The 25229-nt window shown below is 54.3% G+C and carries 24 protein-coding genes and 1 tRNA gene; 4 read left to right on the top strand and 21 right to left on the bottom strand.

Translation table 11 applies throughout. The annotated features are described in order from the left end of the window. Positions 1-6: 6 nt before the first annotated feature. From ACXAIA_RS02770 to gcvA, 4 genes are all read right to left on the bottom strand, one after another. Positions 7-1029: an ABC transporter permease gene (locus tag ACXAIA_RS02770; RefSeq protein ID WP_475347995.1), complete on the bottom strand. Its 1023-nt coding sequence runs from the start codon at positions 1027-1029 to the stop codon at positions 7-9. A 2-nt stretch (positions 1030-1031) separates the two neighbouring features. Then, entirely contained in the window at positions 1032-2150 is a 1119-nt protein-coding gene (locus tag ACXAIA_RS02765) for a microcin C ABC transporter permease YejB (protein WP_475347994.1), read from the bottom strand. Positions 2151-2153: 3 nt separating this feature from the next. Continuing rightward, on the bottom strand, positions 2154-4106 hold the full coding sequence (locus tag ACXAIA_RS02760; protein WP_475347993.1) for an extracellular solute-binding protein: 1953 nt from the start codon (positions 4104-4106) through the stop codon (positions 2154-2156). A 174-nt stretch (positions 4107-4280) separates the two neighbouring features. Then, positions 4281-5216 carry a transcriptional regulator GcvA gene (gene gcvA, locus ACXAIA_RS02755; RefSeq protein ID WP_475347992.1) on the bottom strand — a complete coding sequence of 312 codons (936 nt, stop codon included), beginning with the start codon at positions 5214-5216 and terminating at the stop codon, positions 4281-4283. 168 nt (positions 5217-5384) lie between these two features. Between gcvA and ACXAIA_RS02750 the strand changes: the two genes are divergently transcribed. After that, positions 5385-5594, top strand: a complete 210-nt coding sequence (locus ACXAIA_RS02750; RefSeq protein WP_475347991.1) for a DUF1127 domain-containing protein — start codon at positions 5385-5387, stop codon at positions 5592-5594. A 252-nt stretch (positions 5595-5846) separates the two neighbouring features. On the opposite strand, the gene ACXAIA_RS02745 is transcribed toward ACXAIA_RS02750, so the two are convergent. The 3 genes from ACXAIA_RS02745 to ACXAIA_RS02735 form a co-directional block, all read right to left on the bottom strand. After that, positions 5847-7124, bottom strand: a complete 1278-nt coding sequence (locus ACXAIA_RS02745; protein WP_475347990.1) for a class I SAM-dependent methyltransferase — start codon at positions 7122-7124, stop codon at positions 5847-5849. Positions 7125-7201: 77 nt separating this feature from the next. After that, a complete protein-coding gene (locus ACXAIA_RS02740) occupies positions 7202-8194 on the bottom strand; it encodes an NADPH:quinone oxidoreductase family protein (RefSeq protein WP_475347989.1) in 993 nt (330 codons plus the stop codon). Between the two features lie 128 nt (positions 8195-8322). Then, a complete protein-coding gene (locus ACXAIA_RS02735; protein WP_475342814.1) occupies positions 8323-8628 on the bottom strand; it encodes a hypothetical protein in 306 nt (101 codons plus the stop codon). A gap of 349 nt (positions 8629-8977) precedes the next feature. Here ACXAIA_RS02735 and ACXAIA_RS02730 point away from each other — a divergent pair. Then, positions 8978-9067 (top strand) — tRNA-Ser (locus ACXAIA_RS02730). A gap of 148 nt (positions 9068-9215) precedes the next feature. Here ACXAIA_RS02730 and ACXAIA_RS02725 read toward each other — a convergent pair. The 5 genes from ACXAIA_RS02725 to ACXAIA_RS02705 form a co-directional block, all read right to left on the bottom strand. Beyond that, complete coding sequence (locus tag ACXAIA_RS02725) at positions 9216-10037, bottom strand: HvfC/BufC family peptide modification chaperone (protein ID WP_475347988.1); 822 nt, start codon at positions 10035-10037, stop codon at positions 9216-9218. After that, positions 10034-11005 (bottom strand): MNIO family bufferin maturase, encoded by a 972-nt coding sequence (gene bufB / locus ACXAIA_RS02720; protein ID WP_475347987.1) that lies wholly within the window; start codon positions 11003-11005, stop codon positions 10034-10036. Before bufB ends, ACXAIA_RS02725 begins: the two co-directional genes overlap by 4 nt. After that, complete coding sequence (locus tag ACXAIA_RS02715) at positions 11005-13029, bottom strand: ferritin-like domain-containing protein (protein ID WP_475347986.1); 2025 nt, start codon at positions 13027-13029, stop codon at positions 11005-11007. Before ACXAIA_RS02715 ends, bufB begins: the two co-directional genes overlap by 1 nt. A 101-nt stretch (positions 13030-13130) precedes the next feature. Next, positions 13131-14135 (bottom strand): heme-binding protein, encoded by a 1005-nt coding sequence (locus ACXAIA_RS02710; protein ID WP_475342823.1) that lies wholly within the window; start codon positions 14133-14135, stop codon positions 13131-13133. A gap of 408 nt (positions 14136-14543) precedes the next feature. Continuing rightward, positions 14544-15047: a MarR family winged helix-turn-helix transcriptional regulator gene (locus ACXAIA_RS02705; RefSeq protein WP_475347985.1), complete on the bottom strand. Its 504-nt coding sequence runs from the start codon at positions 15045-15047 to the stop codon at positions 14544-14546. Positions 15048-15128: 81 nt separating this feature from the next. Between ACXAIA_RS02705 and ACXAIA_RS02700 the strand changes: the two genes are divergently transcribed. Together ACXAIA_RS02700 and ACXAIA_RS02695 are read left to right on the top strand one after the other, a co-directional pair. Further along, a complete protein-coding gene (locus ACXAIA_RS02700; RefSeq protein WP_475347984.1) occupies positions 15129-16046 on the top strand; it encodes an EamA family transporter in 918 nt (305 codons plus the stop codon). A gap of 34 nt (positions 16047-16080) precedes the next feature. Then, entirely contained in the window at positions 16081-16746 is a 666-nt protein-coding gene (locus tag ACXAIA_RS02695) for an NAD(P)-dependent oxidoreductase (protein WP_475347983.1), read from the top strand. A gap of 91 nt (positions 16747-16837) precedes the next feature. Here the strand turns inward: ACXAIA_RS02695 and ACXAIA_RS02690 are convergent, their stop codons facing one another. The 9 genes from ACXAIA_RS02690 to ACXAIA_RS02650 all read right to left on the bottom strand — a co-directional run bounded on the left by ACXAIA_RS02690 (position 16838) and on the right by ACXAIA_RS02650 (position 25082). Beyond that, positions 16838-17233 carry a type II toxin-antitoxin system HicB family antitoxin gene (locus ACXAIA_RS02690; protein ID WP_475347982.1) on the bottom strand — a complete coding sequence of 132 codons (396 nt, stop codon included), beginning with the start codon at positions 17231-17233 and terminating at the stop codon, positions 16838-16840. Between the two features lie 123 nt (positions 17234-17356). Further along, the gene (locus ACXAIA_RS02685) at positions 17357-17551 is read right to left on the bottom strand and encodes a type II toxin-antitoxin system HicA family toxin (RefSeq protein WP_475347981.1); all 195 of its coding nucleotides are present in this window, start codon (positions 17549-17551) and stop codon (positions 17357-17359) included. A gap of 246 nt (positions 17552-17797) precedes the next feature. Further along, positions 17798-18571, bottom strand: coding sequence for a pyrroline-5-carboxylate reductase (locus ACXAIA_RS02680; RefSeq protein WP_475347980.1), 774 nt, complete (start codon positions 18569-18571; stop codon positions 17798-17800). Continuing rightward, positions 18568-19164: an RNA 2',3'-cyclic phosphodiesterase gene (thpR, locus tag ACXAIA_RS02675; RefSeq protein WP_475347979.1), complete on the bottom strand. Its 597-nt coding sequence runs from the start codon at positions 19162-19164 to the stop codon at positions 18568-18570. The genes ACXAIA_RS02680 and thpR overlap by 4 nt, the downstream gene beginning before the upstream one ends. 61 nt (positions 19165-19225) lie before the next feature. Next, positions 19226-20092, bottom strand: a complete 867-nt coding sequence (locus ACXAIA_RS02670; RefSeq protein ID WP_475347978.1) for a pirin family protein — start codon at positions 20090-20092, stop codon at positions 19226-19228. 104 nt (positions 20093-20196) lie between these two features. Continuing rightward, a complete protein-coding gene (locus ACXAIA_RS02665) occupies positions 20197-21237 on the bottom strand; it encodes an NADP(H)-dependent aldo-keto reductase (protein ID WP_475347977.1) in 1041 nt (346 codons plus the stop codon). Positions 21238-21387: 150 nt separating this feature from the next. Then, positions 21388-22506, bottom strand: a complete 1119-nt coding sequence (locus tag ACXAIA_RS02660; protein WP_475342831.1) for an FIST signal transduction protein — start codon at positions 22504-22506, stop codon at positions 21388-21390. A 145-nt stretch (positions 22507-22651) separates the two neighbouring features. Further along, a complete protein-coding gene (locus ACXAIA_RS02655; protein WP_475347976.1) occupies positions 22652-23356 on the bottom strand; it encodes a J domain-containing protein in 705 nt (234 codons plus the stop codon). 1000 nt (positions 23357-24356) lie between these two features. Then, a complete protein-coding gene (locus tag ACXAIA_RS02650) occupies positions 24357-25082 on the bottom strand; it encodes an arylesterase (protein ID WP_475347975.1) in 726 nt (241 codons plus the stop codon). Positions 25083-25229 lie beyond the last annotated feature (147 nt).

The following is a 25229-nucleotide window of genomic DNA, read 5'->3' as shown; positions in this document are numbered from 1 at the left end:
CGTCTCCTAAAACGTCTTGCGCGGATCGAACGCATCGCGCACCGCCTCGCCGATAAAGATCAGAAGGCTGAGCATGACGGCAATTGCAAAGAAAGCCGTGATACCAAGCCACGGGGCCTGCAGGTTGTTCTTGCCCTGGAACAGCAATTCGCCAAGTGATGGCGAGCCGGGCGGCATACCAAGCGACAGGAAGTCGAGCGACGTAAGGGCGACAATCGAGCCATTCAAAACGAACGGCAGGAAGGTGATTGTTGCGACCATCGCATTGGGCAATACATGGCGATACATGATCCGGGTGTCGGTCATGCCAAGCGCACGCGCGGCCCGGACATATTCGAAGTTACGCGCACGCAGAAATTCGGCACGGACAAGACCGGTCAAACTCATCCAGCTAAAAAGCACAAGGATGAACAGAAGCGTCCAGAAACCCGGTGCAAACAGGCTGGCGAGAATGATCAGGATGAAGAGTTGCGGCAAGCCCGACCAGATTTCGATCACACGCTGGAAGCCAAGGTCAACCCAGCCCCCGAAATAGCCCTGCACTGCGCCGGCGGCAATGCCGATCACGGAACTGACAGCCGTCAGTGCCAGACCAAACAGGATCGAAATCCTGAAACCGTAAATCAGGCGCGCAAGAACATCGCGACCCAGTTCATCGGTGCCCAGCCAATGACGCATGGAGGGCGGAGCCGGCTGCGGTTCGCGCATTTCGAAATCGATGGTGTCATAGGAAAACGGAATAACCGGCCAGATGGCAAAGCCGTTCTCAGAAATCTTGCCCTGAATATAGGGATCATAAAAATCGGTCTCGACATCAAAATCCCCGCCATAGGCCGTTTCGGGATGGTCCGAGAGGATCGGCACATACCAGTCATCGCCGTATTTGACGAAGATCGGTTTGTCATTGGCGACCAGTTCAGCCACCAGGCAAATGACAAACAGGATGGCAAAGATCACAAGCGACCAGTAGCCACGCTTGTTGGCCTTGAAGTTCGACAGACGACGCAGGTTTAGCGGTGAAAGAATCATGATCAATTCCCCCGCGCTTCGAAGTCGATCCGGGGATCAACGAAATGATAACTGAGGTCACTGATCAGGTTCATGATCAGGCCAAACAACGTGAAGAAATAAAGGGTGGCAAACATCACCGGATAATCACGCGTCATCACCGCGTTAAAGCCAAGCAGCCCCAGACCATCAAGCGAGAAGATCACCTCGATCAGAACCGACCCGGTAAAGAGCATACCGACCAGGGCACTCGGGAAACCGGCAATGATCAGCAGCATGGCGTTGCGGAAAACATGGCCATAAAGCACACGCTTTTCGGTCAGGCCCTTGGCGCGTGCGGTCACGACATACTGCTTGTTGATTTCATCAAGGAACGAGTTCTTGGTCAGCATGGTGAGCGTGGCAAAGCCGGAAATCGTCAGCGCAATGATCGGCAGGGTCAGATGCCAGAAATAATCAACGATCTTGCCCCACAGCGAAAGCTGTTCCCAGTTTGATGATGTCAGCCCGCGTAACGGGAACCAGTCAAGATAAGCCCCACCGGCAAAGACCACGATCAGCATGACGGCAAACAGGAAGCCCGGAATGGCAAAGCCGACAATGATCGCAGCGGAAGACCAGATATCGAAGTTCGAGCCATCACGCACCGCCTTGGTAATGCCAAGCGGGATCGAGACAATGTAGATAATGAGCGTCGACCAGATGCCCAGCGAGATCGACACCGGCATTTTATCAAGCACCAGATCGACCACGTCGCGGTCCTGAAAATAGCTTTGGCCGAAATCAAAGGTCAGATAGTTCTTCATCATCATCCAGAAGCGTTCATGGGCCGGCTTGTCAAAGCCGAACTGCACTTCAAGTTGTTTGATGATTTCGGGATCAAGCCCTTGTGCCCCGCGATATTCGGAGGTCGAGGAGAAATTGTTACCCGAGGCAGAAGATGCATCCGAACTGCCACCCCCGCTGTCACCGCCCTGGTTGGTCACCCGCGCGGTTGAGGAAACATCGGTTCCCTGCAGTTGGGCGATGACCTGTTCAACCGGGCCACCCGGGGCAAACTGAATGATTGCGAAGTTCAGCAGCATGATGCCAAACAAGGTGACCGGGATCAGGAGCAAACGGCGCAGAATATAGTTCAGCATGGCCTAGTTGCCCCCCATCTGAAGTTTGGCGGCCTTGTCCGGATCGATCCACCAGCGCATGACCGACATGCCCTTGAGCGGGATTTCATCGGGCCGTCCGAAGATATTCCACCAAACCATCCGGTCCCCGCCGAGATAATATTGTGGAATGACATAGTCCCCCCACAACAACACACGGTCCAGAGCGCGGGTGGCGGCCACCAGTTCTTCCCAACTGTTGGCGGATGTGACGTTTTCGATCATCGCATCAACAACCGGGTTCTTGATGCCCGCAAAGTTACGCGATCCGGGTTGATCGGCGGCCTCGGAGCTCCAGAACACCCGCTGTTCATTGCCCGGTGTCAGGGCCTGCGTCCACCAGAAGGTGGTAACTTCGAAATCAAACGCCTGAATACGGTTGACCCACTGACCGGTATCGATCAGGCGAATGTCCATTTCCACGCCCAGCTGTTTGAGGCGGGATTTGACGACCAGCGCGATCTTTTCAAGCCCGGGCTGGCGAATGATCAGCTCAAAGCGGAACGGTTGGCCGGTTTCCTTATTGACCAGGACCTTGTCGCGCACTTCCCAGCCGGCTTCGTTCAGAAGCGTCATGGATTCGCGCAGGGCTTCGCGGCGGCCATTGGGCGCATCAAAGTTCGGCAGGGTATATGGTTCAGTAAACAGTTTTTCGGGTAACTGATCGCGATAGGGTTCGAGCAGGGCCAGTTCAGCACCGGTCGGGATGCCTTTTGCCGCCAGTTCCGAGTTCACAAAGAAGCTGTCGGTACGGCTATAGGCACCATAGAACATCGCACGGTTCAGCCACTGGAAATCAAACCCGTATTGCAACGCGCGACGCACACGCCTGTCCGAAAAGATCGGCAGGCGATTATTCATGACGTAGGCCTGCATCCCGACTGGCAGATTATCGGGCATGAATTCCTTTTGGATATCGCCGCGTTCCACGGCCGGGGTGTCATAGGCCGTATTCCAGTCACGCGATGAATGCTCGGAACGCAGCATATATTCGCCAGCCAGAAACGCCTGACGCTGCACTTCGGGATCAAGATAGGTGTCGTAGCGAATGGTATCGAAATTGTTCTGGCCGCGATTGACCGGGAAATCAGCAGCCCAGTAATCCTTGACCCGTTCATAGGTAATGCGTCGGCCCGCCTCGATACTGGCAATGCGATAGGGCCCGCTGCCCACCGGAATTTCGAAGGTGGTCTTTGAGAAGTCTTTTCCTTCCCAGAACTTCTTGGGCATGATCGAAATGCCCGCCACGGTCATTGGCGTTTCGCGGTTATTGCCCGGCTTGAATGTGAATTTGACGGTGAGCTCGTCAATCACCTCCGCACCTTCGATCTGCGAGAAGATCTGGCGATAGACCGGGCTGCCCTTTTCAAGCAGGATTTCATAGGAAAACTTCACGTCTTCGGCGGTGATTTCGCTGCCATCCTGAAAACGGGCACGCGGGTCGAGATGGAAGATGGCAAAGGACCGGTCTTCGGGGACTTCGATCTCGCGCGCGATCAGACCATACATCGCATAGGGTTCATCGGCACTGGCGACCATCAGGCTATCATAGATCAGACCGATACCGGCTGCCGGATTGCCCTTGAGCGTAAAGGGGTTGAGCGTATCAAAGGCAACAATGGAAGATTGTACCAGGGTGCCGCCCTTGGGCGCATCGGGGTTCACATAATCAAAGTGGTGGAAATCCGGCCCGTATTTGAGATCACCATAAAGCGAAATGCCATGTGATCGGGTCGTCAGCGGTGCGAGATCGGCCTCGTCCACGGCCACGGTCGGCGCCGGATTGATGGTCGGTGTGTCGCTTTCCTGTGCATGTACGCCCGGCGTTGCGAGGACGGCGCCAAACAGGGTGAGTGCACTAGCAAAAAGGATCGATGTCATGGCCATGCCCAGCCGCCCCCTGCCCGGCATTTTCATGCTGGCTGCATACGAAATCATGTGATTGTCGTCTTCCCCTGATGCAAGCTGATCACTGCTTCATTATGTGGACTTAACAAGTGTGACGCAATCGATGGTCGGCAAACGCCAGCCCCAGAGATAGTGCGTATGTGAATGTCACCACACTAGAAGTATCTGATAGTCACTACTAAATCGTTCAATTTCAAGGCACCATCACGTGACCTTGTTGTTTTCCATCTCTTTTTTCGACAGTTTTTGCCTTGCGGTTTCAAGCTTGATCTCGGCCATCAACCAGTCGCGAAACGCCTTGACCTTGCGCCGTTCCAGACGCCCACGCGGATAGACCAGTGAATAGGCATAGGGACTGTCGACCGGCAGATCAAAGGGCACAGTCAAACGGTTGGTCACGACATATTCGCCGATCATCGCCGGGTCGGAAATCACCACGCCAAAGCCACTTGCCGCAGCCTCCATGGCCATATCAAGGGTGGCAAATACCGGCCCCTTGGTGCCATCGACACCCTGAATACCCGTACCTTCAAGCCAGATACGCCAGTCTTCGCGCTGGGCCGAACAATGCAGAAGCGTCACCCCGGCGAGGTCCTCGGGCGCATTGAGCTGCTTGGCGAGGTTGGGGTGACAGACCGGCAACAGACGTTCGCCAGTCAGGAATTCATGCACAAGCTGTTCATTTGCGTGATCGGCAAATCGGATGGCGATATCAACCTCGTTGAAATCGACCGAAGCCAGATCATCACTATAGGTGCCCAATTGAACCTGAAGATCGGGATATTCCATCTGAAACCGGCCCAGACGCGGCACGATCCAGCGCATGGAAAATGTCAGCGGTGCGGAGACAGAAAGCAGCGTGTCATCGGCGCGATCTTCAACCTTGGCCACCGCTTCTTCGATGGCATCAAAGGCCGGGGTCAGGGATTCTAACAGGTTCTGACCGGCCCGGGTCAACCGCAGGCTTCTGTGATGGCGTTCAAACAGCTTGCGACCCAGCACGTCTTCAAGATGCTGCACCTGCCGACTGACCGCACCCTGGGTCACGTTAAGCTCATGTGACGCCTTGGTGAAGCTTTCGAGTCTTCCGGCCACTTCGAAGGCCCGAAGCGCATTTAGCGGCAATGGACGGCGTTTCATGAAGGTTACTTTGCATGATAAAAACTCATGCAATGATGACAAATGGTGGTTTGAGCGCAAGCGTTTTTTTCGGTAACCCTGAGTTTAAGAGATAACCGACACACGCATCATGGATGCCCGGGCCGCTGAATTGTTGAGAGCAGGCCTAGTTTTAAAAGGATTAGAGCAATGGTTGCTATCACCAAAGAAGCAGGCGCATTTGTCGCCACCCGCCGTCATCACAACGCCACCAGCCTGCTGGATCTGCCGCGTACCTGGGTCAAACGTCACGACCTGCGTCAGAAACTGGCCGACATGGATGCCCACATGCTGCGTGATATCGGCTGGACCGTCTACGACGCAAAACGCGAAGCGGCCAAGCCGTTCTGGAAAGCTTAACCCGCGCACACGCGCACAACCGAGTATTTTGTCATGCAGAACAATGTATCCCCGCTGCACAGCGCAATTACTTTCCCGCTTCAGGTTCTGATCGAAGCCCTGATGGATGCGTGGAAAGGCCTGAGCCTGAAATAAGTAAGGCTCACCTTAAGATCCCTGAACGCATGCTCCAGCCTCCCCCCGGAAGGAACATGCGTAGATAAATGCCGGTTGCACCCCCTGCGACCGGCATTTTTTTGTCTGGGTGGAGAATTACTTTCTCGCGGGGTAGCGCAGATACATCAGGTTTGCGGCATTGAGCACCGAATACATCACCGCGAACTGGGCATTGAATTCGAACTTTTCGGGTTTGGGATCAAACATGTCATAGATCTCCCCGATCGAGCGTTTGCCATCAATGCGTGACAGGATCGCTGGCGAGGCCGAGGGCATGGTACGCGTGACCGCAAGGCCGGTAAAGGTGATCTTGATATTGCCGGTCTTGGCAACCGACCGGGCAAGCGACGGACCATCAACGCGGGTGAAAGTCGGGATCAGCTCGGGCGACGGGACCGGCGGTTTGACCTTGTTCTTGGCCTTGACGACATAAAAGGTGTGCTTGGTGATGTTGCCTGCCATCAGTTCGGCAAGGGCGGCACGCTCGCGAAACGGCACATGAACCGCCTTATCGAGCACATCGTGACGCGAACAATAGGTGGTCGGGTCATAGCGCATCGGTTCGATGAAGTTCTGCAGGCGCAGTCCGGCACCTTCGACAAAATCAAACACCTCATCGACGCGATAGGCGCGGTCTTGTTGATGCAGCAGAAGATCATAGAACCCGGCATCGCCGCCATGGATATGATCGCCGACAAACGGATTGCGCTTGAGCCAGTTGGTGCCGGGAAGCGAGTTAAACAGCGCCTTGCCGAAATGAAGGCGTTTCGCCCCGCCAGCCTCGGCATTGAGGCGCTCCATCATTTCCTGCATGTGATAGACGCCCTGGCGGCCAATCTCGCCGTAGACCATCAATCCCATGCCGCCATTGGGTTTGAGCGCATCGCTCAGTGCCTTGAGCCCAGCATCGGGATCGGGCAAATGGTGCAGCACCCCGCAGCAATCAATATAGTCAAACGGGCCGTATTCTGCGGCCAGATCAACAAAGGATCCGGTGACAAAGGTGACGTTTTTCTCGAGATTACGGCGCTTGATCCGCGCCTCGGCAATGGCGCGCGAGCTCTCGGACAGATCGATATAGACGATATCGGCCTTGGCTTTGCGATCACGGGCCTGCTGGGCCAGCATGACCAACGCATCACCGGTGCCGCCGCCTGCGACAAGGATTTTGATTTTGCCACTTTTGGTCTGTGCCGATGGATCGCGCCCGCCAAAAACGAAATGAACGACCTCGTCCCAGTTGCCCGGCGATCCGGTAATCAGGCGTTTGTCCTCATCCTCCGGATTGCGGTCCGGATAGGGATAGGTTTCATACTGATCGCGCGTCTTTTCAGAAGACTGGCCGTGATCGGGCCTGTTTTTATCGTCGGGCATTACGGCGAAATCCGGCAGAGAAGTGGTTGGGACGCGGGTATCCTATACCAAGGAATTAATGTTGGAAATCCACGTATTTACCTGTTTGCCCGACAATCAATCACCAGTTTGCCGGTCGCACTGCGATCCCGGATGGAGGTCAGGGCCTCCATCGCATCTTCAAGACGATAGACGCGCGAGATCATCGGGCGGATCGCCCCGGATTTCAGCCGTTCGAGCAGTTCTGTCATGCCCGCCTGCGCGATCTCGGAATTCTGTTCGAGATAGGCACCAAAATAAAAGCCGATGGCCGTCACATTCTTGACCAGCAGGATGTTGGCGGGGATTTGGGGCACCGTGCCGCTGGCAAAGCCGATCAGAAGCATGCGCGCGCCGGGCGCAACGCAGCGCAGGCTTTGATCAAAGACATCGCCGCCGACCGGATCATAGACAATATCGGCCCCTTTGGGCTTTCCAAGCGGGGCGGTGATTTCAAGCACCCGGTCGCGGATGTTTTCGGACTTATAATCAATGACGTGATCCGCGCCATGTTCGCGCGCGATCTGGCATTTGTCTGCACCACCCGCCGTGGCAATCACGGTGGCACCCAGAAGCTTGGCGCATTCGACCGCCGTCAGGCCCACCCCGCTGGCCGCGCCATGGACCAGAACGATCTCCCCCGGTTTGACATCAGCGCGATATTTCAAGGCAAACCAGCTTGTGCCATAGGCGACTTGGAAGGCTGCGGCACTGTTAAAGCCCACACCATCCGGCAACGGAATCACAAGGCTGCCATCAGACACAACCTGTTCGGCGTATCCGCCCCAATCGGGCAGGGCCATCACCGCATCACCGGATTTGACATGGGTGACACCCGCGCCAACCGCACGCACCGTGCCGCTGACTTCAAAACCGGGGGAAAAGGGACCGTCGGGACGCTTTTGATATTTGCCCTTCAGAATCAGGGTATCGGCGAAATTGACGCCACAGGCGGCGACATCAATCAGAACCTGACCGGGCTTGAGCACCGGGTCCGGGGCATTCATCCATTGCGGTTCTTCGCCAAATGCGGTGCAGATCCACGCCTTCATCCCGGTTTTCCTGCCTGTTGTGACCTTTATGGTCGGCAGTGTGCCGCGCACGACCGGGCGAGACAAGCCGACAAAGGGCTAAACCCACACGTGACCCGGCGGGCCTGGACAGCAAAAATCGGGCGGGATCAGAAGATGCGCTGACGCTTGCGCTTGCGGGTCAGGAGAAGAAGGATGGCCGAGGGTACAAACAGCACAACAAGTGCCGGGGCCAGCAGAACCGGCACAAAGATGGTGTCCCACGCCCAGACAGAAATATAGCGCTGAATGACCGATTGCAGCAGGTTCAGGCTGCCGGTATCAAGGCGATACCAGAGCTCGCCCGCGGCGACCAATCGAAAACTGCCTGTTTGAAGCGCGGTGATGGAATCATCGACCAGCACCGCGATGCTGGCGAATAGCAGGATCCATCCCAACGCCCGGAAAAACCACATTATCCTCTCCAAACTACCTGTCAGGGTCGGTATATTAGTAAATATTGCCGACACCCTAACGGGTCATTGCCGCTGTCGTAAAGGGGCTTTGACGCACGGCCAGACAACACAGCGGTTGGAAACCCTGACACGAAACCTTACGCATCAGACCTCAACAAGAAGTAAAGATTATGGCAACCCCTTCAATACCAAGGGTTTCAGACCGTTACGCCGCGCAACTGTATCGCGCGTCAAACGGGCCATACGGGCGATTTTGCCAAAGTGAAAAAAGAGGCTGATTGGGCCTTGTCAAGCGCGGGCGTCTCGGCTAATGTCCGCCCGCTTTCGCGATATATCAAAGATCGCATGTGGAGAGGTGGCCGAGTGGTTTAAGGCGCACGCCTGGAAAGCGTGTTGGGGTGTAAGCCCCTCAGGGGTTCGAATCCCCTCCTCTCTGCCATTGACTTCAAAAAGCATTTTCCCGACCCATAGAGACAAGACCAACCGGCACATGTGCGTGTGCACAATGTTGGTTTTTCATGCGTTTGGCAGGTTTCCTGACAGCAGGGTATCAAGCTGCTCAAATCTCAGCTTCCGAAGTGCTTTGTCTATTCCTGATCTTGTCGGCGAATGAAGAACCCCGAATTAATCCAGCCTTGTCTGACATCTGCAATCCAAGAGTTCTGGACATCCTTAAGGGGACGGCCACACCAGAGCGCAATGTCCTCCAGCGATCGCTCGATACTCCCCAATCGTTGTATCGACTTCAGAAACCGAAAGTGAAACGGGCTGAGGGGAAATGTCGTCGTTTGGAAGTCTTTGCGCACAATGGCAACCAGTTGCTGCAGGGGGGCAGGATAGGCTGGAGATTTTCCTGCACGCACTTCGTGATAATACCAGGCAACCGGAAAACGGAACTTCGCCAGAACGAGACCGGGTAACAAAATCAGTTCATTGTCTGGCGTTTCGATTGATGGCCACGGCTTGCCCTCGTGCCCTGGAGCATCAAAAAGATGGAACAGCGTTCGTTCGTAGGTTGCCAGATCAATCATGAAATTGATCCAGGGCTCGCGCTCCTCTGAGGGCAAGTCACGATCGGGGCGGTTTTCTTCCATCCATCCAGCAAAACGTCGACCCAGCTCATAAAGCGTATAACTGTCCGACGGACAGGTGCGCAGATACTCGTCTGCAAAGTCACAAAACAGCTCTTCGCCAAGAGCGTGGACGGTGGCCGGGAACTGCTCCATCAAACATATTCTCAGCCTGATGATATAGCTGCGCTGATAGACAGCCAGACACGACGCAGCATCGAGTTGCGCACCGGGCAGGAATGTCTCAGCCACACTCGACTGATCGACCTTTCCCGGTGCAACCAGGGCTTCCATCATCCAGCGCTGCATCTTGGACAAAGACTGCGCATCCGCTGTCATGGCATCTGGATCCTGCTGTCATTCATCACGTTTGGCACCAAAAAGTCTATTGGCGTGGATGTGGTTTTTTTTGACTGTTTCGGTGCGTTTGCATCAGAAACCGGTGCAATATCTGCGATATATGCCCGGGCGCGCAAAACTTCCGCATGCACACGCTCAAACTCTGGCACATCACCATCCCATTCCAAAAGGGCAGCCGCACCGCCGGTTTTTTGCCAGGCGGTTCGAAACAGTTGCCAAACCTCATCACAGACCGGACTGTCATGGGTATCAACAATATGGGTGCCACAATGCTGATGTCCGGCCAGATGCATTTGCACCACCCGGTCAAACGGAAATGCCTTCATATAGTCTGCGGTGCTGGTCCCGGCATTAAAGCACGTGACGTAAACATTGTTGACGTCAAGCAGCAGTCGACAACCTGTTTCATCACACAGTGCACGCAGGAAATCCGGCTCACTGATGGTTGATTTCTGGAACTGCACATAGCTGCTGGGGTTTTCAAGCACCAGTGGGCGCTCCAAGATATCTTGCGCCTGCCTGACCCTTTGCACCACGTGATCAAGCGCCTCTTCGGTCAGCATCATGGGCAGAAGATCATGACTATTGAGACCCAATATGCCCGTCCAGCAGAGATGATCGCTTACCCATCTTGCGGAAACATCGTCTGCAAGCTTTTTGAGTTTGGCGAGATAATCCAGATCAAGGGGATCGGTGCTTCCGATTGACATGGAAACACCATGCAGTACAATCGGATAGCGTTCCGCGATCTGATCAAGAACCCAGCGTGGCCGCCCACCTGAATCCATGAAGTTTTCTGAGATGGCTTCGAACCAGTCGACTTTCGGCCATTCCTTCAGGATATGGTCAAAGTGACTGTTGCGCAAACCGACCCCCAGATCCAGCCGATCAACGGCGGGGTGCGGGTTTGCCGGTTTGGCAAGACTTTTATCGTTTCCACTGCTCATCAGGCGCAACTGCCCGCGCCGCTCATGCCACTGGCACCACACGCCGTCATGCCCTGACCGCTATAGTCCTGAATCCACTCGATGGTCGGACCATATTTAAACAATTCAGGATGTGGGACTGATGGCGGCGTTTCTGGCAGATTTGGATTTTTCTTACGCAGTTGTGGATAAGTTTCTTTCTCGAATATTTCGCGCGCGCGCGACCAGACGCCCTTACCCTGGTTTGGACCCATCGTGCTGAAGCGTTCAGCATTGATTGGCGTCGCACACGAGCCAAGGGTTGCACAGTCATTGCCACCAGGATTGTTTTGTTCCTCTGCCGTGCCATACAGGCCACAGCCCCCCTGACCGGCACAATTGTTTTTCACATGGCAAGTATGGTCCGCGACAAGTGGCTGGGACGGATTGGCATAATTGTAAGCCAGTGCTGTGGAACAATAACCCTGCCCTGCACAATCGTTCTGACGAGTCCGGCCCTGATTGGCACAGGAATTCAACCCCATACAGGCGTGTCGAACTTCATTTGCACCAATTTCTGCAGGCGGCTTCGCCGGAAATTGTGGTAGCCCCCCCCAATAAGGGCTGACATCAAATAATGTCGGGATCATATCAACATAAGACTTGATATAACTATCCTTGTACCACTTGGCAGTGCCATACTTATTATCGAGTTCGGCACACATTTTTTTCAAGTTTGAAAATGCCTGATCGCGCGTACCCAAGTCGATATTTTCAAATGATGGTGCGAAAGCAACCTCCCTTACCAAAGATCCACACGTTACCGTCGCCTGCTGCGTACGCATGGCTTGGAGAACCTTATCCAGTATCCAGATCATCGAACGATGCAGGGCCTGATTGAAATAAACCTTCTGAAATTTAGGCCCAACCTTAAAGATGGTCTCGGTCATGATCAGCATATATTGGTAAAGACCATTCACCACATCTGCACATTCCTTGAAACCTTGTCCATACTGTGCTGCCTCAGGATTGGTTGGAACGTTATAGACAAAACACTCCAAATTTTTGTTAGTGATAGGGTCCTGTGCAGGCTTCGGCGGCTTAGGATTGGCCGGGATTTTTTCATGCTTCGGGTCATAGCCCTCAAGTTTCGATTGCAACGTTAGAAACTTGTAATAATGGGAAAGTTCTTGGTCTGACGGGTCGTCAAACTTGCTTGGACCATAACCTTCACCCTGCGCATCGATGGTTTGAATTGCCAGAAGCGCACTCTCGCAGCTGTTAACCGTCAGCAATGCCTCACTACCGGCATGGCTGTCATCATGGCTGGTAAAATCTGCAACGCGGGCTGCTGAACCCACGACCGGTGTTGGAACAGGACGGTTTTTATTAAAGTTGCCGGTCGGATAAACCGTATCGATATTGTTCGGGGAATAGTTGGCATCCTGAATCTGCCAAGCACGCGCACCGACCTGGAAATCCTCATCAAGGATGTATTTCGACAGGATAATGCAGCGGACATAGGAATAAACTTGGCCGATTGTGTCCCAGTTATCGCTTTGCGGCGGCGCGTCGGATGTGGCGGGATACTCGATCTCCAGAAACTTCCACATCTGTTCGAGCGAAAACGGTGCAAGCGGAATTTGCATTGGCTTGCAATCAGGTCCCAGCTTCTCATGGTGCGGCAAATTGGCCGGATAAGGCCACGGGGACTTTCCATAGAGTTGCGGATCCCCCCCCAATGAAAAGAGGATGTTGCATGCCAGCGACATATGTAGCATTTCTTCCACCGCAACGCTCATGATCAGTGCACCGGCCTCGTCAGCAAAACGGGAAACAGGTGTTGCCGGAAAGTCATCCGGCGTCCGATCAATGGAATAATAAGTGTAAAGATAGATTGGCAAGGTCGCGAGTTCGATCTCCACAGCGATTTGAAGGTGCTCTTTTAGTTCGTTGAGAGCCCGATCACGGTTCCATTTTGCAGAATTGTTAATCTTGTTAATCAATCTCTTTTCTGCCTTGGTCGGCGGCAGAAGCTTATCGCTGCTGGCTGTGGGTATTGTCATGGGAATATCCTCTAGCTTGAACAGAGTATGTCAGGTGATATGCGCAGACAATCATGGCGACTTGCCCAAGCGCACATAATCAACAAGCAACCTCAGGAAATCTAAACCTTGGTCATCGTGTTCGCCGTCACATGCGGGAAAGTAAGCAACCTGCCGCCCACCGGAAGCTGCATCCAGATGGTCTGGCTATATTGCAGCTGGGTGAAATTGTCCGTGCCATCAAAAGCTTCAAGCCAGTATGTGAAATCGTAGCCTTGCACATTCGCATGTTGCTGCTCGAACCCGATATTGGTTACCGCACCCTTACCGTTGAATGTACTCATCGCTAAAGTAAGAAAACTAGAACACGGTCGAACGGCAAGAGCTTCGTTCAGAACCAAGTTCGGGTTGGCCGTATAGTCCGGCTGGGGATTCATGACAGGATCAAGGTTGGTGTATTGCGGTGGTAGACTGGAAAAACCCTCTGGCAATACGCTTACGGGTGGAATTTCTGGCACCCCATTGATGGGCCCGGCATTTAGATCGTAGTTTCCCAGCGCAAGGATCGAGTTGCCATGTGGCACAGATACCTGTTTCACCAGATTGAAAGCCTGAGTTGGTGGCATGCTGTTGGTGACATTTTTATTGCCGATTCCCGGGCTGTCGCCGTTTCCGTAAGGTCCGAGTTGCTGGAGCCCGTCGCGGAGGAACAACAAAGACCCGTTTTCCGCATGAACAAGTGCATCAGTATTCGGGCCTTCGGCGAAATACACGCGCTGTTCATAGAAAAGCGTATAGGCAGTCTGGGCACCAATTCCGCCGCGATTTTCGGCGTTACCGTGAATGGCCGAAAAGGTTAATTCTTCATAGTATGAGAAGTTCTTGAGGATGAAACCCGATGGACTGGTCGGGTCCACCTGCGGCAATGGCATCACATTATAGGAATATGGAGATTTAGAATTTCCCTTTTCCGTGCCTGGCAAGTTCTGGTTTGTCCATGTACCTATCAGATAATGCAGAGGTCCAAGATCGGTTATTGGCACACCGGGTGAGGTTTGAGCTGGCTCTGTGATCAGCGGCTTAGACAAGTCTGGCTGGGTATTGGGCGAAGTATCCTGCATATTCATAACCTTTCCGGTCTATGAATACCCCCCAAACAAACAGATCTGACATTCTCGCAACGGCCAATACGCTTCTCTTAACTCCTCGCAAAGTAGCTATCTTTCGAGGAAAATCAGTCGGTACGAGAGTTTGTTTGTCCATTAAGAAGTGCGGGAAGCATTTCATTTGAAAGCGACAATAGCGCGTCATTAATCGCTGTTTTTTCTACTTATAGGTTTATATAATTTTTCTAATAAAAAAAGCAACGAAAAAACAACCATTGCGATACTATACGCGTTAAATTTCTCTGCAATATTCTGTAAATTATCGTTAGGTGTTGGCCTCAGACAGATCAGGATCGTAAATTCTTGATCTGTGCATCGATGCTGGAAAGCGAGAAAACGACGCAAGTTTGGGCCGTACATATATGCGAGCTATCTCGCATCGGGATTCCCAGTCGCGAACGCGGAGAGCCATTTGCGCAAAAGCCCATCAAGCTGTTCGAGTTCGTCTGCGCTTAGGGCTTCCATCATTTGATGCTGGTTGGCGACGTGATCAGTGACGGCGGCGTCGATCAGATTGAACCCCTGGTCGGTCAGCGCAATCACAAAGCCACGCCCGTCTTCCGGGTTGCGTTGGCGTGTGACAAGCCCCGCCTTTTCAAGCTTATCAAGGCGATTGGTCATGGTGCCTGATGTCACCATTGTCCATTCGATGAGTTCCGAGGGGCTTAGCGCATAGGGCGGGCCGGAACGGCGCAAGGTGGCCAGCACATCAAAGCTTGCCGGTGACAGATCGTATTTTTTGAAAACACGTTCATGGGCAGCACTTAACCGATTGCGCAGCCGCCCCACCCGGCCAATCACGCCCATTTGCGTGACATCGAGGTCGGGTCTTTCGCGGCGCCACTGCGCGAGTATGCGATCAACTTTATCCATGGCTAGAGGTTCTCCCAAATATTTATCTTGACGTCAAGATTTCTGAATATATCTTGACGTCAAGATAAATGGAGATGCCCCATGAATAGAACGACTGATTTATGCCTGACCGCGCTTGCCCCGATCATCTGGGGGAGCAGCTATATCGTCACCACGGAAATGCTGCCGGGTGGCTTTCCGCTGACCGTTGCCCTTTTGCGCGCCCTGCCAGCGGGCTTGATCCTGTTGCTGGTTGTCCGGCAATTGCCGCCCGCCGGATGGCGGACCCGGGTGTTTGTCCTGGGTGCGCTGAACTTTGCCGTGTTCTGGTCGATGCTGTTTGTCGCGGCCTATCGCCTGCCTGGCGGGGTGGCGGCCACACTCGGCGCGATCCAGCCGTTGCTTGTGCTGTTTCTCGCCCGCGTTGCCCTGGGATCAGGCATCACGATGCTGGGGATTGTTGCTGCCGTTTCGGGCTTGATCGGGGTGGCGATGCTTGTTCTTGGTCCGACCAGCAGCCTTGATCCGATCGGCATTGCCGCCGCCCTTTTGGGGGCCGCATCGATGGCGGCCGGCACCGTCATGACGCGTAAATGGCAGCCGCCGGTCTCGCCGCTAACCTTTACCGCCTGGCAATTGACCGCAGGCGGGCTGCTTTTGATCCCGGTCGCGCTGGTTGTTGAGCCAGGCTTCCCGGTCCCAAACCTGACCAACCTTGCCGGTCTGGTGTGGCTGGGTCTGATCGGGGCGGCGCTGACCTATTACCTGTGGTTCCGGGGTATTGCGCGGCTGGGTCCGACGACGGTGACAAGCTTTGGCTTTTTAAGCCCGACCAGTGCGGTTTTGCTGGGTTGGATCATTCTGGGCGAAGCGCTCAGTCCTCTTCAGATGGTTGGGGTGATCGTCGTGCTGACCAGCATCTGGCTTGGTCAACGCGCCGCCCGCCCCAAAGCCGCAACGGCACCAGGACCGGAAACAACCCCGGCCCCAATTCCTGAGCCTGCCCCTCGCACCACCTGAAAATTTACGCCCCACATATATAAGGAAACGTCTGATGAAAATTATCCTGTTTGGCGCCACTGGCGATGTTGGCACCGCCACCCTGCGTGAAGCCATCAAGCGCGGCCATCACGTGACGGCGATTGCACGCAATATCGATAAACTGGCGGATATGCCGGGTGAAGTGACCCGTGAAAGCCTTGATGTGCTGGCCAACCCGACGCGGGTGGCCGCGCTGATGGCAGATCATGACGTCGCGGTCAGTGCACTGCGCCCAATCACGGGATCGGAAAGCCTGCTGGTCGATATGAGCAAGGTCCTGCTTGATGCCGCGCGCACAACCAACAGTCCGATTTATCTCACCGGCGGAGCCGCGACCCTGAAGCTGGCCGATGACAGTGGCCATACGGTGCTAAGCGCCCCGGATTTCCTGCCCGATGCCGTGCGTCCAATTGCCGAGGCCTGTGCCGAGCAGGATGCGCTGTTTGATCAGTATGAGGATGTGCAATGGACCTGCCTGCGCCCGCCCGCGATGCTGTTTGACGGCGCGCTGACTGGCCAGTATGTGCGCGGCACCGATACGCTAGTACCCGATCATGACGGAATGGCGCGGATCAGCTTTGCTGATTTCGGCTATGCGATGGTCGATCTGATTGAAACCGGCAATGGCGGCCAGCAACGCCTGACAGTGGGGTATCAGAACAAGACTGAAGCGGCGTAATTTTCGAATACTCGTCGTTACACTACGAATACTAAAAAGCCCGCGTCAATTGTGACGCGGGCTTTGCATGCAAACTTTTAGGGGCTTTATTTTATGCCGTAATCCGGCGTTTAACTTCCTGTTCCGCAAGCTCATTGAAGAACGCGGAACGGTTTGTCGTAATCCTATCGATCGCTTCCAAAAGGTAGGAATCAATCGTGATGTTGGTTCTGACCATATGACCCGGCATTTTAGCCGGAACCAGAAGTTTGCCGACAACAGCGTCGATGTCTTCAGGGTCAGCTACGGCATTCTCGAACGGTGTGGGTTCAGGAATATCCAGGTTTTCGGCGCGCATCGTATCCAGATAGGCCGGAAGCACTTCGCGAGCATTATTGTATGCTTCATCGAATGTCGAAGCAGCAGACATGCAACCAGGCAAATCCGGAAAGACAACAGTGTAACCATCGTCGTCTTTAAGGATGAACGCGGCGTAGTTGCGTTCCATGTCTCATTTTTTCCCTTTGATAAAATGTGCAATGTGGGCACGCACATTTCCGTTGAGTTGTTATATTGAGAGTCGGAGAGAGAAGCGTCCAAACGCCTCTCTCACAAACCATCAAGGCAGCAATCATAAGAGTGCTACCCCAGAGATCTTCTCCAACTTTTTCACGTAACGTATCGGATTATCCTTCCTCGGATGCACCACTGTCACCAAATTGGGATTACCCTCTTTCTTAAAATGCCAATGACTGCCTTCAGTCCTGACATGCTCCCACCCTGCTTTGACTAGGGCGGACACTATCACCTTGCTCGTGATACTCATGTGTTCGTTTACCCATTAAATTCGCCATTTTCACCATACGAACAAACCTTTCCCTGACAGTGCTTGCCGTGCAATTAAACTATCTTCACGGCCCATTTTCCCCACTTATTGTGTGCATATTACACACCCGCAGATACGCCGTCAACCAGAATGTGCATATTGCACACCAATGACGGCGAATGACGTCACTCAGGCGGCCAACAAACTGAGCTAACTACCAAAATGGGTTTAAATGATTTAGTTTAACTACGAAGAGGCCTTGATGCGGGCAAAGACTTCATCAAGGGCGGTGTGGATGGCATCCGTGCCCTTTTCGCGGATGAAGGTTTGCGAAACCTGTTCGTTCAGGCCGCCAGCGGTGATGTGACCTTCATAGAGATTGGCGAAGCTTTGATCCGGCGCCTTGTCGGTGTTTTGGGATAGGCCGGAAAACAGGGCGGCGAGGTAACGACGTGCATCGGCATAGTCGGAGCCCTGTTTGACCATCCAAAGGGCAGCACTTTCAAGCACGGTGAAATAGGTCGCCATCAGGGCACTGCCCGCCGCATAGCCATCAAAGGCATCGATGGTGTCGGCCGCCACCGCCCCGCCGAGCTTTTCAAACAGGGCCATGACATCGGGCGAGCCGGGATAAACCGCCGTCACACAGGCATGATGTTCGACCGGTGGCAGGGGAATGGCGCGATCACATTGTGCGTTGGTGCCAAGCCCAGCCTTGAGATCGGCAACCGAAATGGTGGCGATCAGACTGACAATCTGTTTGTCGTCGGGTACGCGCAGCGCTGAGAGAACATCACCGGCAATTTGCGGCAGGACCGCCAGAAAGATCATGTCGGACTGATCAATGATTGCCTGATTGTCGTCCTCAACCCGCACCCGGTCAAAGTCGGCAGCGAGCTTTTGCGAGATATGTTCGCTTCGGCGTGAAACGATGATTTCACTTGCCGAGTAGTCACTGGTCAAAAGACCGCGAATGACCGCATCGCTGATTGCGCCGGTTCCGATAAAGCCAAGTTTCATTGAAAATCCTCTGTGACAAAGGCGTCGGACAGGTCCGGCTCCTGGATCGGGCCATCCTTGCCGTCATAGGCGGCAATCACGCGAAATTCCGGACCATCGACTGTGGAATGGCTTTCATACAAGCAGAAACGATCAACGGTGAACACCTTTGATCCGACATCGCCATGATCGACAATCGCCTGTTCTATGGACGCACGCGCCGCATCGCGGTTGCGCCCCAGCGTGATGTGCGGGGTGAATTTGCGCATATCCATGTCCGGACATTCTTCAAGTGCGAGCAACGCATTTTCCACGCGATTGGCAAGCTGGCGCAGGGCTGGTTGATCCTTTACCCCGGCCCAGAAAATGCGGACCTTGCGGTTCGATGCAAACATATCAAGGCTGGACACCTGCAGATCGAACGGTTCAAACGCGACCTGTGACAAGGCCTGATCAATTTCACCGGCAAGGCCGGGATCGACATTGCCGATGAATTTGAGCGTGATGTGCATGTTTTCCGGGGTCTGGGGATCAAGCCCCTTGATCGCGCGTCCGAGCGGGTAAAGTTCAACCGCAATATCGTGGGGGATTTCCACACCAACAAACAAACGCATGTCTTAAATCCAATTCAGGTTCGGGGTGGAGGTGAGCGGTGTTTCGATACAGAGAGATCGTTTATCCGGTCGAGCGTTCGGGCAATGGCAAGGCATCGTCCTCGCCCTCGATCTGCGGGAACTTGCCCGCCGCCCAGTCGGCTTTGGCGGCCTCGATCCGGTCCTTGCTGCTGGAAACAAAGTTCCACCAGATATGGCGTTTGCCAAGCGGAAGACCGCCGAGCAGCATCACCCGGCAATCGGTTTTGGCAACGATGTCGGGGATTTCTTCGGGTGCGACATAGATCAGGGTTTCTGGTTCATAACTTTCGCCGTCAACCAGCAGCGTGCCGGACACGACATAAATCGCCCCTTCCTGATTTTCACCAGGCAGCAACAACTGTGCGCCTTCATCCATGGCAACATCCAGGTAATAGAGCTTGGATTTGACCGGCACGGGGGCGGTTTTGCCAAAAGCCTCGCCCGCGATCAGGCGCATGTGGAGACCGGCATCCTCGATGATGGGAAGGTCATCTTTCGGCACGTGATAAAAGGCGGGATCAGATTCTTCGTCCTCCTCGGGGAGGGCGACCCATAGCTGCAAACCATGCAGGGCGTGAACGGAATTGCGCACGATCTCGGTTTCGCGTTCGGAATGGGTGATGCCCCGCCCGGCATGCATCCAGTTGAGATCACCGGGCGTGATTTCAATATTGCTGCCGAGACTGTCGCGATGAAGGATCGCGCCATTAAACAGATAAGTGACGGTAGCCAACCCGATATGGGGGTGCGGGGGCACATCAACGCCGTGACCGGTTTCAAATTTTACCGGACCCATGTGGTCGAAAAAGACAAACGGACCAACCGACCGCGCTTCGCGATGAGGTAAAATACGGCGAACCGTCATATCCCCAAGATCAGCTTCCTTGCCAGTAATGCGGGTCACCATGGGTCGCCTCCGTCTTGGGTAAAAGGGATACGGCAGGTTTCCCCACCGTATCTCTGAAGTCTGGTGTCAAAATCTGACGATCCTGTGACCGAAGGCCGAACGCCTTACGGGCAGGGATAGGTATAGATTTTGTGGATGTTTTCGATTTCCTCGAGAACATTGTCGGGCAGCGTGATGTGGGCCGAACCGATATTGGATTTCAGCTGTTCCATGCTGGTCGCGCCAATGATGTTCGAGGTCAGGAACGGACGCGAATTGACATAGGCCAGCGCCATCTGGGCCGGATCAAGACCGTTATCCTTGGCGAGTTTCACATACGCCTCGGTCGATTTGACGCCGTTTTCCTTAAGGTAACGCCCGAAATATTCCGGCCATTTGGAAACACGTGCGCCATCCGGGCGCGCCCCGCCGAGATATTTACCCGATAGCGCCCCGCCACCGAGCGGCGAATAAGCAAGAAGACCGGCATCTTCGCGGATCGAGCATTCGGCCAGACCGACTTCATATTGACGGGTCAGAAGGCTGTAGGGGTTCTGAACCGAAACCACGCGCGGCCAGCCATTCTTTTCGGCCAGCTCGAGGAACTTCATCAGCCCCCACGGGCTTTCATTCGACAGACCGATATGGCAGACCTTGCCGGCCTTGACCAGTTCATCAAGGGCTTCCAGCGTTTCCTCGATCGGGGTGAATTCCTCTTCCGGGTCGTGGGTGTAGCCCAGTTTGGAGAAGAAGTTGGAATTCCGATCCGGCCAGTGGAGCTGATAGAGATCGACATAGTCGGTTTTCAGACGTTTGAGCGAACCATCAATCGCCTCATGAATTTGGCCGCGGGTCAGACGCGGCCCACCGCGCACATACGGGAAGCGATCCGCGGGACCGACGACCTTGGTGGCAATCACCAGATCATCGCGACGTCCGCGTTTTTCAAGCCAGTTGCCGATGATGGTTTCGGTAGCAGTAAAGGTCTCTTCCATCGCCGGGACCGGATACATTTCGGCGGTATCGATGAAATTGACTTCGTTGGCCGTGGCGTAATCAAGCTGTTCGAATGCTTCTTCCTGTGTGTTCTGCTGGCCCCAGGTCATGGTGCCAAGGCAGATCACGCTGACATCAATGTCAGTACGCCCCAATCGACGATATTCCATATGAAATTCCCCTGTTTTGCACCGCGCGACCGACTTGATCGGTGCGGCACATGATTTTGCAATGGTATGAATATATCCGCTTGATCGCGCGATGAAACCGCCCCGGGGGAAATTTCTTGTGATCGGGGATGGGGCGCCCAGGCCGCGGGCCTAGATAAACAGGGTCAGAACGCCGGTATAGCCATAGAAACGGTCATTGCAGATTTCGCCATTGCCGTAAAAACCGGTCAGCGGCAAATCGCCGAGCTCATCGCGGATGATCATCATTTCGCGGCTTTCGGTGCCAAACAGATGCGGGCCACGGGCGACACAGCTGCAATAAAGCGCGCCGCGCGGTTTGCCCGGCAGGCGTTTTTGCAAATCAGCGAGCATACGACGCAGATCCTGTTCGGCTGCGGCCCCGTCGCGGCGGACAAAACGGATGGCATCGCCCGCCTGTACGTCGCCACTGATCGCAATCATGTTGTTTTGCGGATCAATGCCCATCAAATTGCGCACGACAAAGTCACCGGTATCGGACCCCGGCACCATCAGAGCCGCGTGATAGCGCCCCGATGCCATGGATTGTTCGCCGCCATCAGAATCAAGTTCTTCCTTGAGCACCTCAAGCGCCGGGCGATCATCAAGGGTGGAGACAATACCTTCGCGGCCCTCTGTTACGCGATGGACCGGGCCGACCGGGGTGCAGGCCTGACTGATGCCGACCTGAACACTGGTCTTGCCATCAAACAGAACGCCCGAAAGACCGCCATCCACCACGCGATCGGCAATCTGTGGCGCGCCGCGCTCGCCCGAGGCAATGCCGCCCACAAGATAGGTCGAGCCCAATCGCGCCAGCTCGGCCAATTGGCCAAGACTATCAGGTGCGCCGGGATCGCCATGCACCAGACCAAAGATCGGCTGCAGGCGGTCAATCGCGCTTTGCAGATCAGGCGCATCAAGATCGGCTTCGGATTTGAGCGGTTCGAAGATATGAAATTCGTCACGGCCAAAGGGGGCCACCATGACAGAGGCCGCCGGAACCCCGAAATAGGCCCGGCCTGATCCACAAACGCCGACACCGGATGTTCCGATCCAGTGTTCGATCGACAGGCGGGAGCGCAGGAAGGTCAGGATACTGCCGAGATCCTCGGCAAGCGGTTCGGAGACATAGAGAAAAGCCAGCGCCTGTTTGGGCAACGGTTCCTTTTCGAGAAGTTCTGCAAGCTCGGATGCGACCGAGGCCCAGTTTTCACCGCTGGCATGTGCCGCCCGAAATTCCGCCGTCATGCTGTCTCCCGTTACTGACTGGTTTGGGGGTCCGGGTCTTGTGCCCGGTCGCGAACCAGAAATCCACTTTGCTACATCTAAGCATTGCGCCAACCCTTCCACAAGGGTCCGCACTGCGGTTTGTCACCATGTGCGACGCCAGCCGTCAGGCGACATGCTTGCGCAAAATCTCCATGGCGGCATTTAGCTGTGTCATGCGCTGGTGGGAGCCATAATTACTATCGGGATGATGGATGGACGCCAAAACGCGGTATTTGGCGCGGATCGCGCGCAAGTCCGGGCGTGCACTGGGCGGAAAACCCATGACGTGAAGCGCTTCGTTAAAGGTGGTGACACCGCGATCAAGCGGATCAAAGGCCAGGTTATCGACAATCTGGCGCAGACGTTCGAGTTCTTCACGCGATTGCAGAAGTTCGACAGGTGGTTCTGCCTGACGTTTCTTAAGGGCGCGTGCTTCTTCAAGGGCGGCGCGTTCGGCCGCCAAGACATCGGATTTCTCAACGCGCATATTCACATCACCGGCATCAAAGTCGATGGCCATTTGCAGGGCCTTGCGCACCGTGACCACCGAAAAGCCCGGCGGCAAGCGCAATTGCAGGCGGGGTTTACGCCGCCACGGGCGCCCTTCGGCCGGGCCGGATTTCAAAACGATGGTTTCGCGATCGCCCTTGGGCGGGTCGCCGGGATCCTGATATTCCTCAATCGCCTTTTCCGGGACGATCAGCATCACCGAACGCGCCAGATCGGCAGCATTCACACCGCGGCGTTCTGCCAGTTGCAGCACCGCATCGCGAAAGATCGAGGAACAGGGAATGGTGTAGGACTGCTTGACGGTGGAAGAAGACGACACAGAACAATCCCTTTAAGGCATTGAAGTATTTGACTTAAACAGACGAAACCGAACGTTGAATGCGAAGATTTCCCCTGCCGTTCAGCTTGATATTTTAGAAGTGTATCGACGGATTCCGGCCCCTGCAACTGCATTTGCAGTCAAAATTGAATCGCTTCCGATTCATTCACAGGCGAATAGGCGACTCGTTGGAAATCAATGGAGTCCCCTACCCTCATTCAACACATTGATATTGCTTATAATTTATGGGCAGACGTGTATTTCCCACCTTCGATACGCCTATTTTGCCCACGTTGGAGTTATCCACAGGTCGCAACCGACAAGAATGGACTTGAATTCTCCATAAAATATTGAATTAGAACGGTTTTATCAAGCCGTGGCTCAAATCACCGCAGTGCTTGTCATCGCAGCGAAAACCACCAAAACCCGGATTTATGGTCTGTACCCAAGCGATGAAGATTTTGGAAAACAACATATGCAGTTAACGCAAAGGCAGTTCGAAACATAACCGAAAGTAAATGAGGTGTTAATTTTACACCAACCCCCCTGTTTTGGTCCCCAAATGGGGATTTTCAGGCGAGATTCATGGCTTGAACACCACCTGATAATTCTGATTAAACCATTGATATTAGTTATTTTTATGGCCGAGCATCCGTGCACCCGAACCGCTTGGCGACTCAATGACGCAATCGTTTCGGGTTGTTGATGTTTTCTATCTACATATGCAGTTTTTCGGGACTTCAAAGCGGCAAAATTGCGCTGAATTTCAAATTTGCGAAATTTTATAACCTGCTGAGAACCGCATAAACCCTTGGAAAGCCTCCGGTTTTACGAACTACCCATCGACATAGCGCAAGAAATGGTCGGCACCGGCTATGTGCCATCCACATGGCAGCGGCCTGATACCGCGCAGCGTCGATGTCTTAACAGACTGGGGGTTTGTTAAGCTTGCGGTCCGCCGATTTCGGCCTGAACGCCGCAGACGCAGAGTTATCGGGGGTTAGCTGGCATCGGTGTCTTGCAGCAAGTCAATCACGTCGGGCAGGATCCGCTTGACGATGACGTCAACACCGTCGGCATTGGGATGCATGCCGTCATCCTGGTTAAGGTCGGGCTCTGCGGCGACACCTTCAAGGAAAAACGGATAGAGATCAACCTGATAGCGGCTGGCGAGGTCGGGATAGATGCTGTTGAATTCATCCCCATATGCCGCGCCCATATTGGGCGGGGCCATCATGCCAGCCAACAGAACATCGACATCCATGCCGCGCAGTTTTTCAAGGATTTCGGCCAGGTTTTCGCGGGTCTTAGACGGTTCCATACCGCGCAGCGCGTCATTGGCGCCAAGTTCAAGCAAGACGGCATCAGGCTTTTCAACCAATGCCCAGTCAAGGCGGGCAAGGCCTGCTGCCGTGGTATCACCCGAAACCGAACTGTTCACGACGTCCACGTCATGACCGGCTTCCTTCAGAGCAGCCTGAAGCTTGGGCGCGAAGCCGTTATCATGGGCAAGGCCGTAACCCGCCATCAGGCTATCGCCAAATAAAACAAGGGTTTTTGGCGTTTGATCGGCATCCTCCGCACGGGTTTCAGTGGCAAAACCGCCCATTCCAAGGGTTGCAACGGCAAGCGTGGCAAGTGCCACACGCGCGGATTTACGCATCCGTGATGCCAGCTTGTGCGTGAACTTGATTACAGTGCGACCTTGCCCAAACGCCAAATTCATTACAAATCTCACCTTGATATGTTGCGACCTTGCGAGAACGGTTTGCAACCGTTTACCCTTAAAGAACGCAGACAGAAGTCATTCAGATCAAAAGAAGTCTGAACCAGAAACGTCCTGATCCGTAAGCTTATGTAACCTGCTTTGTTG

This window comes from Thalassospira sp. ABL2_045 (assembly GCF_056161285.1).
This window is presented reverse-complemented; position numbering and strand designations above follow the sequence as displayed.